7 protein-coding genes are annotated in these 13795 nt (G+C 45.5%); 5 read left to right on the top strand and 2 right to left on the bottom strand.

Annotated elements, in window-relative coordinates; all coding sequences use genetic code 11:
• The first annotated feature begins 39 nt into the window (after window positions 1-39).
• The 5 genes from DBR43_RS04995 to DBR43_RS04975 all read left to right on the top strand — a co-directional run bounded on the left by DBR43_RS04995 (window position 40) and on the right by DBR43_RS04975 (window position 9673).
• Window positions 40-1227 (top strand): IPT/TIG domain-containing protein, encoded by a 1188-nt coding sequence (locus DBR43_RS04995; RefSeq protein WP_158622430.1) that lies wholly within the window; start codon window positions 40-42, stop codon window positions 1225-1227.
• 17 nt (window positions 1228-1244) lie between these two features.
• Window positions 1245-4313, top strand: a complete 3069-nt coding sequence (locus DBR43_RS04990) for a SusC/RagA family TonB-linked outer membrane protein (protein WP_124578488.1) — start codon at window positions 1245-1247, stop codon at window positions 4311-4313.
• A gap of 97 nt (window positions 4314-4410) precedes the next feature.
• Window positions 4411-6387, top strand: a complete 1977-nt coding sequence (locus tag DBR43_RS04985; protein WP_124578486.1) for a RagB/SusD family nutrient uptake outer membrane protein — start codon at window positions 4411-4413, stop codon at window positions 6385-6387.
• A gap of 6 nt (window positions 6388-6393) precedes the next feature.
• The gene (locus tag DBR43_RS04980) at window positions 6394-7365 is read left to right on the top strand and encodes a DUF4973 domain-containing protein (protein WP_124578485.1); all 972 of its coding nucleotides are present in this window, start codon (window positions 6394-6396) and stop codon (window positions 7363-7365) included.
• A 16-nt stretch (window positions 7366-7381) separates the two neighbouring features.
• The gene (locus tag DBR43_RS04975) at window positions 7382-9673 is read left to right on the top strand and encodes a GH92 family glycosyl hydrolase (protein WP_124578483.1); all 2292 of its coding nucleotides are present in this window, start codon (window positions 7382-7384) and stop codon (window positions 9671-9673) included.
• Window positions 9674-9681: 8 nt separating this feature from the next.
• On the opposite strand, the gene DBR43_RS04970 is transcribed toward DBR43_RS04975, so the two are convergent.
• Together DBR43_RS04970 and DBR43_RS04965 are read right to left on the bottom strand one after the other, a co-directional pair.
• Window positions 9682-10446, bottom strand: coding sequence for a response regulator (locus tag DBR43_RS04970; protein ID WP_124578481.1), 765 nt, complete (start codon window positions 10444-10446; stop codon window positions 9682-9684).
• On the bottom strand, window positions 10431-13577 hold the full coding sequence (locus DBR43_RS04965) for a two-component regulator propeller domain-containing protein (RefSeq protein WP_233602867.1): 3147 nt from the start codon (window positions 13575-13577) through the stop codon (window positions 10431-10433). The genes DBR43_RS04970 and DBR43_RS04965 overlap by 16 nt, the downstream gene beginning before the upstream one ends.
• Between the last annotated feature and the right edge of the window lie 218 nt (window positions 13578-13795).

The raw sequence follows: 13795 nt of genomic DNA, 5'->3' as shown, positions 1-13795 counted from the left end.
CAGACCAAACAGGTCTACGATCCGAATAAACCCATTGAAATGACGCGGTTTCTCCCGGACAGCGGAGGAGTGGGGACACAAATGCTGATCGAAGGAAGCAATTTCGGAAACGATACCTCGATGATTAAAGTGTTTGTCAACAATAAGCGCGCTGCATTGGTGGGTGCCAGTAATTCCGCGTTGTACGTGCTGGTTCCTTCCCGTGCCAACAATGGCCTTGTAAAAGTACAGGTGGGTAAGGGAGATCAGATGAAGGAAAGCATTTCAAAGAATCAATTCAAATACCTTTTCAGACCAGCGGTAAGCACCCTGGTTGGCTTTACAGATAAAGATGGAAGGACTGCAATTGTAGACGGGCCTTTTGATAAAGCCCAGTTTGAAGAACCTTACTGGATGACCTTTGATCAGAACAAAAACATCTATCTGCTGGAACAGCGCAGGGGACTGCGTTTCATCGATATGGCAAAGAAGCAGGTGAAAACCTTGTTCAGGACGGGTAAAGGAATGGACCGCCCCAGAACACTTTCCTTCAGCCCGGATTGGAATACCTTATATGTGACCAACGACCAGTGGGATGAAAGGGGCCTGAGCACCGCTGCTTTGACGCCCGCTACCGGTTTTACCGAATGGAACTCCCTGATTTATAACAGAACCACCAATGGAGGTGCTGCGCACCCGCAGACCGGTGATTATTTTTACAACAGCTATGTCAAAGGCGAGGTCTTTAAATGGAACAAAGAAGGCAATTCTTCGGAGTTGTTGTTCCGGGTGGACGACAATAACTGGGAGTTTAATATCCAGTTCGCACCAAGCGGGGATTTTGCCTATATCGTTGTGGTCAATCAAAATTACATCCTGAAATCAAGGTACAACCGCCAGACGAGAAAGCTGGAAGCTCCCGTACATTTTGTGGGGGGCAGAGGACGTCCGGGGCACAATGATGGTGTGGGAACAGATGCCAGGTTCGATCAGCCCCATCAGGGCGCATTCGATGAAAATGACAATTTCTATGTGGCCGATATTTTTAACCAGTGTATCCGTAAAATAACCCCGGAGGGGGTGGTCAGCACTTTTGCGGGCAGGCCACGGAGTGCAGGTTATGCAGATGGGGCACTTAGAGATGCACAATTTGATCAGCCCTATGGGATCATCTACGATTCTGCAACAGGGACCTTCTATGTTGCTGATCTCGTTAACCGTCGCATACGAACCATTTCCATCGAATAACCTAAAAACGCCTTAAAATGAAACTATATTATATCACATTACTGCTGCTATTCTGCGGCATCGGCTCTTATGCGCAGGGCGACATAGAGGTCACAGGAACCGTAAGAGACCTCAACAATAAACCTATTCCGGGCGTAACGGTAGTCGTAAAAGACCGTCCCGGATTGGGAACAATGACTACCGAAACCGGGAAATATAAAATCAAAACCGGAATGTACAGCACCCTGATTTTTTCTTATCTGGGTTTCGAAAAACAGGAAGTTCAGGTGGCAGGAAAAACCGTCATTTCAATCCTGCTAAAAGAGAGCGAAGCCAATGTCCTGACAGATGTGGTGGTGACCGGTACGGGAATCCAGAAAAAGGTAACGGTAACCGGAGCAATTACCACAGTGAACGTGAAAGACCTCCGCACACCAACAGGGAATATCACCAATGCACTGGCCGGAAATGTGGCCGGTGTGATCGCCATGCAGGGATCTGGAGAACCGGGAAACAACAGGTCCGAATTCTGGATCCGCGGAATTTCCACCTTTGGTGCCAATACGGCCGCCCTGGTTTTAGTGGACGGATTTGAACGGGCATTTAATGAAATTAATGTCGAGGATATCGAGTCCTTTTCCATTCTTAAGGATGCTTCTGCAACCGCAATTTATGGTTCAAAAGGGGCAAACGGAGTGGTGCTCATTACCACCAAGAAAGGACATGCCGGGAAAATAAACATCAATGGCAAATCCGAATTCGGTTACATGACCCGGACGAGGACACCCGAATTTGTGGATGGACCAACCTATGCGGCCCTGGTGAATGAGGCAAAGACCACCCGGAACCAGGAACCAATGTATTCAGACATCGAGCTGAAGCTTTTTAAAAGCGGTCTTGACCCTGATCTATATCCGAATGTAAACTGGCAGGACGTGATGTTGCGCGATGGGGCCAATACCTATCGTGCCGCAGTCAACCTGGACGGTGGGGGATCAACAGTGCGCTATTATGTGTCGGGCAGTTATTTCAACGAAGGAGGGATGTATAAATCAGACCAGTCATTGAAAGACTACAATACCAATGCGAATATGACGAGGTCAAATTACAGGGCCAATATCGATATGGACATCACCAAAACCACCCTGTTGAAACTCGGTGTTTCCGGATTTCTGGAAAAGCAGAATTTTCCGGGGCTCACTGCTGACATCTGGAAATCATTGATAGGGCAGTCGCCGATATCCACACCGATTTTGTACTCCAATGGACTGGTTCCCGCATATGGTACCGGCGACCGCACCAATCCATGGGTGATGGCCACACAAACCGGATACCGGGAGTTTTGGAAAAATAAAAATGAGATCAATGTTACCCTGGAGCAAAAGCTGGATTTTATCACCAAAGGTTTGCAGGCAATTGGCCGTTTTGCCTATGATACCAATAACGACAATAACATCAACCGCTTAAAATGGCCGGAACAATACAATGTAGAACGGAGAAGGGACAGAGATGGAAACCTGATCATGAAACGCATCACGCCGGAAAGACTGATGTTCCAGGAATCAAATGCCTGGGGCGAAAGGATCAATGTACTTGAAACTGACCTGATCTACAATACCGTAATCAATGAAAGACACAATATAGGTGCTTTAATCAAGTACAACCAACGCGAACAAAGGGAAACCTCCAACGTTGGCGGAGACATCATCAAGGGGATCGCCAGACGTAATATGGGCGTATCCGGCCGACTGATGTATGGTTACCGCGACCGCTATATGGCCGAGTTTAACTTCGGTTATACCGGTTCAGAGAACTTTAAAGCAGGACACCAGTTTGGATTCTTCCCTGCTGTTTCTGTAGGATGGAACATCTCTGAAGAAGCCTTTCTGAAGAAAAATGCAAAATGGCTGGACCTTTTTAAAGTGCGTTATTCTTATGGGGAAGTCGGCAACGATAATTTTGGTCCCATTCGTTTTCCTTACCTGAGTGAGATCAAAGAAAGAGGAGGATACAATTTCGGAGAGAGCATCAGCCCTAATTATTACGCAGGACTATATTACGCCCAGGTCGCATCTGATCAGCTGACATGGGAAGTAGCCAAAAAACACAATTTAGGTGTTGACATGAACGTGCTGGGCAACCTGTTCTCTTTCAGGTTAGATGTGTTTAAAGATACCCGGGAGAAAATCTTCAAAAGAAGGGACCATTTGTCGGAAATGGTAGGCGTGCCAAGCAGGCCCTGGGCAAATGTTGGAAAGATGGAGTCCAGAGGTTTCGACGGACAGTTTAATTTTTTCAAACGCATGAATAAAGTCGATTTTACTTTGCGTGGTACGGTCACTTACTCCAAAAATAAAGTGCTGGAATTTGATGAAGAGGCCAACAACTTACCTTATCGCATGACACAGGGATTCCGTTATGAACAGGCGAGGGGACTGATCGACTTAGGTTTATTTCAATCTTATGAAGAAATCAGAAACAGCCCTAAACAGATGTTTGGCGAATACATGCCGGGCGATGTCAAATACAAAGATGTGAACGGCGACGGGATCATCAACGATGACGATGTGGTGCCCATTGGGGCATCAAGGGTGCCGAGCATGATCTATGGATTTGGTTTTTCTGTCGTATGGAAAGGCTTTGACATCAACGTTCATTTACAAGGTGCCGGAAGCTCTTCTTATTTCATTAATGGGCCAAGTGTTTATCCCTTCGCAGATGGCGCCTGGGGAAATGTACTGACCGACCTTGGCGATCCTAAAAACCGCTGGATTTCGAAAGAGATTTCAGGTAACCCGGCAACAGAAAATCCCAATGCCAAGTACCCGCGACTAAGTTATGGTGGAAGCGGCAACAACTACAGGACCTCTACCTACTGGCTCAGAGATGGTGCTTACCTGCGACTGAAAAATGTGGAGCTGGGCTATACCTTGCCTTCAAAACTGATGTCTTCCATTCATGTCAATAAGGCCAGGGTATATGTTATGGGCTATAACCTTGCCGTTTGGGACAGCCTGAAAATCTGGGACCCGGAATTGGGGAGCGGTGATGGGATGAAATATCCGATCTCGAAAACAATCACCCTGGGACTAAATGTAAACTTCTAGAAAATTTAGAAATGAAAGCATCCAAAGCATACCATCTTACAATTGCTATCAATGCGCTCAGGATAGCTTCATCACCTTTAAAGAACAATATAAACTTATGAAAAGATATATTTATATAGTGACGCTCGCAGCTTTACTGCTGTCATTGGGCGCATGCAAAAAATACCTCAACACAGAACATTATTTTAAAGATGACCGCCTGAACCTGGACAAGGTATTTACGAGTAAAGTGTATTCCAATCAGTGGCTTGCCGATGTCTATACGAACCTTAGGGGGTCAAATGCAGAAGTGGCCAGTAAGGGGCTTACCCCATTTAATTTCATCTCTGATGACATGTTCTTTGGCGACCGGAGTAATAAATACAAAACCTTTAAAAATGGAGAGTATACCGAAGGAGATGAACAGGGGAGCTGGGGATCCTGCTACGAGGGAATCCGTAATGCTTCAATCTTTATCCATAACATAGACCTGAACAAGGAAATGACGGCCAATGAAGTGGCCGACACGAAAGCACAGGCACGTTTTCTCAGGGCTTATTATTACTGGCTACTGCTGAGGAAATATGGGCCGGTTCCACTGTTGCCTGATGAAGGGGAAGACTATACCAAAAGTTATCAGGAGATCGCAAGACCGAGAAGCTCTTATGATGAATGTGTGGCATTCATCACTTCCGAGTTTGCGGAAGCTGCAAAATATCTCCCGCTCTCCAATACCAACCGCGATAAAGGACGTGCATCCAGAGGTGCGGCGCTGGCAGCAAGGGCAAAAGTTTATCTTTTTGCCGCCAGTCCTTTATTTAACGGTAACCTGGGGCTTGCCGGATTGGTTGATCATGAAGGCAGGCAACTGGTGTCACAACAGTATAGCAATGAAAAATGGGCGAGGGCAGCAGCAGCGGCAAAGGATGTGATCAATATGAACGTATACCGCCTTTTCACTGCTCCTTTTAAAGCTGCAGATCAGGGGCCAGGACAGGCTAAAACTATTGTGCCTCCCTACAATGCAAAGTATTCTGATCAGAACTTCCCGATGGGATGGAAAAATATCGATCCTTTTGAATCTTACCGCCAGTTGTTCAATGGCGCCATTTCTTATTCAGACAACCCGGAACTGATCTTTTCCAGGGTTACAGAACAAAGCAGCGAAGGGATCGATCAAATGGTCCTGCACCAGATGCCCTTTTCTATGAAAGGATGGAATACCCATGGCATCACACAGAAACAAGCGGATGCCTATTACATGAACGACGGAACGAATATCGCCACATCTCCCCGCCGCCAGGGCTATACCACCGATGCGAGTTCTCATTTACCATTACCTGCCAAAGTCTCTTTGCAGTATGCCGAGAGAGAACCCCGTTTTTATGCTTCGGTGGCCTATAATGGAAGTATCTGGGAGAACATCAGTGCTTTGAGGCCGGACGACCGCCACATACAGGTGTTTTACTATCGGGATCATTCCAATGGAAAACAGGCTTCTTCACCGGATTTCTACATCAGGACTGGTTTGGGCATCAAGAAATATTACAACCCTATTGATTCCTATATGGAGGGCGGTTTTATTGTGCCAAAGGTGGAGCCGGCAATGAGGTATGCAGATATTTTACTGATTTATGCCGAAGCCCTGAACGAACTGACGGGTAGTTATTCCATCCCGAGCTATACCGGCACAGAGACGATTACCGTAAGCAGAGACCTGCTGGAAATGAGTAAATACATCAGCGAAGTACGCATCCGGGCCGGTGTGCCTGATTATGGAAATGAGGTGTATGGAAGTCCGGAGCTGCTAAGAAAGACTTTAAAAAGAGAGCGGCAGATTGAATTGTTCGCGGAAGGGCAGCGTTATTTTGACCTTAGACGCTGGAAAGATGCTCCGGTAGAAGAAGCAACCCCGGTGGTAGGCTGCAATATGAACATGACGGAAAGCCAGCGGGAGCTATTTGATACGCCGGTGCCAATCCCTTCCCTGCCCACCATTTTTGTCGATAAAATGTACTTATGGCCCATCTCCCATAGCGAACTGAGAAAAAACAGAAAATTGACCCAAAACCCAGGTTGGACTACTTTTAACTAAAATTTTATGAAAAGAGGATATATATTGGCCTTAATCGGCTGCATGCTCATCAGCTCCTGTAATAAAGAGTGGAAGGAAGAACTGTTCCGGAAATCGGTGTCTTTCGTGAATAACGGAGTGGTGGAAGTCCATGTGAAATATAATGCTACAGGTGGTTCCATCCCGGTTAAGGTTCCGGTCATTGTGAGCGGCTCTACAGAGAACAGCGGCGATGTAACGGTGACGATAAATACGGATGTGGATACCCTTAAAAACCTTAATTTCGAACGGTTCAGGTTGAGGAATGATTTGTATTTCAATGAGCTTCCCAAAGAATATTATCAATTTAGCTCCATGAATGCCACAATCCCGGCGGGTAGTAATATGGGTTCTTTTAACCTGAACCTGAAATTGGCAGGTTTGGATTTTAGCAACAAGTACATTTTACCTGTGCAGATCATTTCCACCTCGTCATTGGCCATCGCTACAGGCAGGGGCTATAAAAAATCCCTGATGCGGATCGTTCCATTTAATGATTATTCGGGACGGTATTCCATTGCCGGCGAGGTATGGGACAGGAACCGCCCTCAGAATGAGCAAAAACCATTGACAGTACCCAACAGAAATGCTTATGTGGTAGATGAAAAAACCGTCTTTTTCTTTGCAGGGGTAACGGAAGAAGAAGCACTGGACCGCCGGGAATATAAGATCAAGGCTTCCTTTAATGCGGACAATAAAACCGTTACCTTAAGCTCGGAAAATCCGGCCATTAAATTTAGCCAGCAACGCGGGACTTTCTCTGTCAAGAAAGAAAAGGATGGCGTGCTGCCCTATCTGGAGCGTACCTATACCACCGTTGTGCTGGAATATCAATATAGCGACATTTCGAATCCGGCATTTCCCATTGATTACCGCTTTGTCGGATCAATGGTGCTGGAAAGGAAAAGAAATACTTTAATCCCTGATGAGGATCAGCAGGGAACGATCATTTTACCCTAAATTTTCAGCACAACAAATGAAACTCAGATTGATTATTTTTTTGATTTCCCTGCAGGTAAGTATGCGAGGTTCGGCCCAACAGGCCGACCTCGTAAAATATGTAAATACCTTGCAGGGAACCAATTCAAAACATGAACTGACCAGAGGAAATACCTATCCCACCACCGCTTTGCCCTTTGGAATGCACACCTGGACACCTCAAACCGGAAGAAACGGAGATGGCTGGAAGTACCAGTATTTTAAAGATAAAATCAGGGGATTTCAACAGGCGCATCAATGCAGTTCCTGGTCCAGGGACTATGCGGTATTCTCTTTGATGCCCATGACAGACCATCTGGTCGTCAATGAAAATGACAGGGAAACGAAGTTTAGCCATAGCAATGAAATTGCCAAACCCAATTACTACAAAGTTCAGTTTGAAAACCAGATCAGTACGGAGATCTCCCCTTCAGAACGGGGTGCTCATTTGCGGTTCAGCTATCCGGCAGGTAAGAAAAGCTTCCTGGTTCTGGATGGATATACCGGGATCAGCGGGGTTAAAATTTATCCGAAGGAAAACAAGATCACCGGTTTTGTGAACAACGGCGAGGGATTCAAAGAAGGTTTCAGGAGTTTCTTTGTCATCCGTTTTGACCAGCCCTTTACCGCTTACGGTACCTGGGAAAATAAAAATAACACCATTAACAAAGATGAACGGGAAGCAGAAGGTATAGGCAAGGGTGCCTATGTTCAGTTTAAAGAGGGGGCAAAGGTTCAGGTTAAAACCGCCTCTTCTTACATCAGCATGGAACAGGCAGAGCTGAACCTGAGCAGGGAACTGGGCGGGGATAAAAATCTGGAACAGACCAAAGCCAAAGCGGCTGAAGTATGGAACAAATCCTTGTCGAAAGTGATGGTGGAGGGTGGAAGCGAAGCGGATAAAGCGACCTTTTATTCCTGCTTTTTCAGGGCGAGTATTTTCTCGAGGAAATTCTATGAACTCGATGCAAAAGGACAGCCTTATTATTTCAGTCCCTATGATGGAAAAGTGCATCCGGGCTATATGTTTACCGATACCGGTTTCTGGGATACTTTCCGTGCCCAGTTCCCTTTAAATACCCTCATGCATCCGGAGATGCATGGCCGTTACATGCAGGCTTTAATCGATGCTTACAAACAATGTGGCTGGCTGCCCTCCTGGTCTTTTCCAAGTGAGGCCGGGAGCATGATCGGGAACCACGCGATTTCGCTGCTTGCAGATGCATGGGCAAAAGGCATCCGTACATTTGACCCTAAAGAAGCCCTGACCGCTTATTTACATGAAGCCACCAATAAGGGCCCATGGGGTCCTGCAAATGGCAGAGATGGCTGGAAAGAATACTTTGAACTGGGCTATGTGCCTTATCCTAAGTACCGAGAGGCGACTGCAAAAACGCTGGAATATGCCTATGATGATTATTGCGCATGGACCCTGGCAAAAATGACCGGAAACGATTTTTATGCCGGAATTTTCGAAAGACAGATGTACAATTATAAAAATGTATACGATCCTTCAACAAAATTTATGAGGGGAAAGAATGCCGAAGGACAATGGACACCAAAGTTTGATCCTTTTGAATGGGGAGGCCCATACACGGAAGGGAATGCCTGGCATTATCAATGGTCGGTCTTTCAGGACATCAATGGCCTGATCGGTTTAATGGGGGGGAAGCAAAACTTTACGGCCAAACTGGATTCTGTGTTTTCTGAACCCAATACCGTGAATGTAGGTACCTATGGTGGAATGATTCATGAGATGACGGAAATGGTGATGGCAAACATGGGGCAATATGCACATGGCAACCAACCCATTCAGCATATGGTTTATCTTTATAATTATGGGGGCCAACCCTGGAAATCTCAGTTTCATGCAAGGAATGTGATGAGCAAACTCTATGATGCAACAGAAAACGGTTATCCCGGAGATGAAGATCAGGGCCAAACCTCTTCATGGTATGTGTTGAGTGCCCTGGGATTCTATAGTGTCACTCCCGGTACAGATCAGTATGTGATGGGCAGTCCGGTGTTTAAGAAAACGACCATCAATCTGGAGAACGGAAAACAGTTCATTATAGATGCGCCGGCGAACAGCCCAAAAAATGTATATATCAAATCTGCCACCTTAAACGGGAAGAAATACGACGCCAATTTTATCCGCCACAGCGACATTTTAAAAGGTGGAGTCTTAAAACTGGAAATGTCAGACCAGCCGGAACGGAGCAGAGGGCTGGCCGAAGCAGATCAGCCATTTTCTTTAAGCAGCGGTGCTGGTTCAGGCATGGGTAAATAAAGCAGATGTCATGATTTATGATTTGCATATTCAGTAGGCGACATTCCGAATTGCTTGGAGAAAACTCTCCCAAAATGAGTTTGAGAGCTGTATCCAACCAATTCGGAAATCTCGTAGATCTTTAAGGCACCCTGTTGCAAGAGCTCTGCACCCCTTTTTAAACGGGAGATATTGATCAGTTCATTGGGACTGAGATTGGAAATAGATTTAATTTTTCTATACAAAGTAGGCCTGCTCATGTTCATGTGATTGGCCAGATGCTCCACATCCAGATCAGGGTTGCTGATGTCTTTGTCAATGATGTACTGGATCTTCTCCAGGAATTGTTCGTCCGCTTTGGAATGGGCAATTCCTTTCAGGTGCAGCAGTGGCGAGCTGGAGAAATAAGCTTTGATCTTATTCCTGTTAGCGATCAGACTGCTTACCTGTACCTGCAGGAACTCCGGAGAAAACGGTTTTTCAACGTAGACATCGGCACCCAGTTCCAGTCCCTGGATTTTGGAGTCCAGGGTATCCTTTGCTGTCAAAAGAATTAAGGGGATATGGCTAAATTCAATGCTCGACTTCACCTTCATACAAAACTCAAAACCATCCATTTCTGGCATCATGATGTCGCTGATGATTAAATGGACCAGCGCTGTTTCCAAAATGGCAAGGGCTTCCAGGCCGTTCGTTGCCGTGAGGATCTGAAACTTTTCGCCCAGGTCATCAGCGATGAACTCTAAAATTTCTTCGTTGTCGTCTACGAGTAAGATCGTTATCTCTTTTTCCATTTTCCGTCTAAATTAAATTCCATTGCCTGATGAATCGGGAATACTGCTATAAATACATTGCCTTCCGGGCCACTTTCTTCCAGATACAGGCGGCCCTGGTGCAACTCTGCCAGTGACCTGGATATGGATAGGCCAATGCCGGTACCCCGCTGCATTTCTGTTTCCCTGGACCTGAAAAAAGGCTCAAAAATTTTATTCTTTATCTCCGGGGCAATCTTAAGCCCGTCGTTAAAGGTCTGAATGCTGAACTGGTCTTCCCCGGGATCTATACTAAGTACGATCTTTACTTTTGATTTACCATACTTGATGGCATTGTCTACCAGATTACTCATGATCTTGTATAAAGCCTCCGTATCTACATAAGCGAAAAAATGTACGGAAGGCAATTGTGTTTCAAAACTGATCTGTTTGCTTTCGGCAGCATCCTGAAACTGCATTTTGATGTCCTCGATAAGTTCAGAGATGTCGACTTTCACAAAATTTAAAGAATAGCCCTGAACCTCTGTTTTTCTGAAGTCCAGCAACTGATTGGTGAGGTTCAGTAAACGATCCGTATTTCTGTTCATCGTTTTCAGATTCTTCTCAATGACAGGGACCTCTTTTGAAAGTTTCATGATCTTTTCCATCGGCCCTTTGATCAGTGTGAGGGGTGTCCGGATCTCATGCGCTACATTGGTGAAAAACTCAATCTTCGCCTGATAGATCTCCTTTTCTTTCTGATGCTCAAAGAGCTTCATCCTTCTTTTGTTTTTAAGGTCTGTTCTTTGATGATACTGTAGGATTGCGGCTGTAATTATCCCTAAAAACAGAATGGAATAGAGCGCATAGGCCAATGAGGTTTTCCAGAAAGGGGGCAGAATCACGATGCGTAATTTGATGTTGTTTTTACTCCATTCGTTGCTTCCGTTAATCATCGCCTTGGCCTCAAAAACATAGGTCCCTGGTGCAAGCTTGGTAAAATACACCTTTCTGTTGGTCTTTAGGTATTCCCAGCTGTTGTATAGTCCGGTCATCTTATAAGCGTACTCCGTCGTTACCGGGGAAGCATAGCTGAGTCCGGCGAAATCTATACTAAAGGAAGATTGGTTGTGCTTTAAAGTAATCTGATCTGTATAAAGAACAGATTTGCTCAGGATCTTATCCGCTGTGGGATCCGTACTTTCTGTATTGTCAATCTGAAAACCGGTTAGAAATACAGGGGCTGTTTTAGAGGTCGTATTGAGTTGCTCCGGGAGGAAACTGATCATTCCCTTCAGGCTCCCGAAATACATCCTGCCATCCGTATCTTTATACGAAGAATTGTAATTGAACTGATCGGTGAGCAGGCCATCCGCCCTGGTATAGGTTTTCACTTCAGCCGTCTGCGGATCAAAGCGGAACAGCCCCCGCGTACTGCTGATCCAGAGTTTATGGTCATGGTCTTCCAGAATTCTGAAAAGAAAATTACTCGGAAGCCCCTGGTTGGTATTGTAAGATTTAAAGCTTGATTTTTTCTTGTCCAGCAGGGATAAACCACCTCCATCGGTGACGATCCAGATGTTCTTCCTGCTGTCCTCAAAGATGCCGTTGATGGTATTGCTGCTCAGGCTGTTTTGATTGCCTTGTTCGTGTTCGAAATTAGTATACTTGTTCTCGCCCAGCCTGAAGCGAAAAAGCCCTTTGTCGTAGGTTCCGGCCCATATGTTGCCTTCGCTATCTTCGAGTATATTGTTGTAGAAATAAAAAGGAATGCCGGGAATCGGATCAAAGTCATCTTTCTTGCGGTTGTACTTATAGAGCCCTACTGTCGTTGCCAGGAGTATATCGCCGGTCCTGGTCTTAAACATACTCAGCACAAAACTGGACCTTAATAAATTTCCTTTTCCGGGGATATAATGTTTGATGACGATGCCTGTGTTGATGTCCATCACATCCAGGCCATGCTCGAAGGTCCCGATCCACAGGTGGTTGTCGTCGATCACTAAACCATGAATATTGGAATGTGCAATGGTGGTCTTGTTTCCGGTAGGGAAAAAGGAGGTAAAGCGGCCTGTTTTTGGATCCAGTTTATTCAGGCCGGCATCCTCAGTACCAATCCAGAAGTTGCCGTTTTTATCTTTACAGATTTCACGGACATCGCTTCCGCTGATGGCGTGCTGCTGCTGTTCCGGAAAGTATTTACTGAAAATAGAAGAGGAGGGTGCGTAATAGTTTGTCCCGCCAAAATAGGTTCCCATCCACATGCCCCCGTCCCTGTCCCTGCATACCGAGTAAATGGCATTGTCTGAAAGGGTGTAAGGATTGCTGTACTGTTTTTGCTGATGGGAAATACGGCCATCCCGATGGTTATAGATGTATAGTCCCGACTCGGTACCGATCCAGAATTCATCTTCATTTATAGATTGGATGTCTCTTACATAAATGTGTGTTTTATCCTTGTTCTGGGTAATGAGGTCCTTTAATACATTTGTTTTAGGGTTAAACAGCTTGATGCCCTGACTACTGGAACCAAGCAAAAGCTGATGGTCCCTGGTTTCTGTAAATACGGGCACCCAGCCAATGTTAACAGCGCCTTTTTTATTCATTTGATAACGGGTCTTAAAAGACCTGCTGAGCGGGTTATAGACTGCAATCTTACCATCAGAACTTGTGATCAGAATTGCCCCGTCCGACTGACAATAGATAGAACCAACCTCAAACGAGTCGTCAATGGGCACTCCTGAAAACTCTTTTTTTACCGGGTTATAGCGATAGACCTTGCTGTTGGAAAGGAGCCACAGGTTACCGGTCTTGTCAATGTGTATGCTGCGAATGCCAATGCGCAGGGTCTCCTTTACGGCGCTGAAGGTTTCTTTTTCAGGATGGTACTGGTAAAGCCCGAGGTCTGTACCAACCCAGAGCCCCGCAGTTTTGTCGCTCAGCAGGGAATAGATCTTGTCATTTCCCAGACTTTCCGGATCTGCCGGATCATGACGATACGTTTTGAATGAATAGCCGTCGAACCTGTTCAGCCCGTCTTTTGTACCAAACCACATGAAACCTTTATCATCCTGAACACTGGCAAAAACACTGTTGTTGGACAGCCCGTTTTCTACCTGATAGTGTTTAAAATAATAGGGTTGCGCGTGTAAGATTTCCGCGAATAGCAGCAAAAAAATGAAGGCGGTTATTTTCAAAGTTATTTGGCTCGTTGTTCAAATATATTAAAGATAACATTGCTTTTAGTATCTCAGAGAGATTGAGACAAAATGCTGAAATATTGAGTCAAATCTGCGGGATCAACGGAGAATATTGCGTTATTTTAGGAGGATATTCAATAAAACTGTGTACAGGATGGTGCAGGTTGCCGACTGTAAATCATTGGTTTATC

Source organism: Pedobacter sp. KBW06, assembly GCF_003852525.1.
Classification (GTDB): Bacteria; Bacteroidota; Bacteroidia; order Sphingobacteriales; family Sphingobacteriaceae; genus Pedobacter.
This window is presented reverse-complemented; position numbering and strand designations above follow the sequence as displayed.

Coding starts and splice junctions, on each gene's coding strand:
- DBR43_RS04990 (WP_124578488.1), top strand. CDS start 1,245: ATGAAACTATATTATATCACATTACTGCTGCTATTCTGCGGCATCGGC.
- DBR43_RS04985 (WP_124578486.1), top strand. CDS start 4,411: ATGAAAAGATATATTTATATAGTGACGCTCGCAGCTTTACTGCTGTCA.
- DBR43_RS04975 (WP_124578483.1), top strand. CDS start 7,382: ATGAAACTCAGATTGATTATTTTTTTGATTTCCCTGCAGGTAAGTATG.
- DBR43_RS04980 (WP_124578485.1), top strand. CDS start 6,394: ATGAAAAGAGGATATATATTGGCCTTAATCGGCTGCATGCTCATCAGC.
- DBR43_RS04995 (WP_158622430.1), top strand. CDS start 40: ATGACGCGGTTTCTCCCGGACAGCGGAGGAGTGGGGACACAAATGCTG.
- DBR43_RS04970 (WP_124578481.1), bottom strand. CDS start 10,446: ATGGAAAAAGAGATAACGATCTTACTCGTAGACGACAACGAAGAAATT.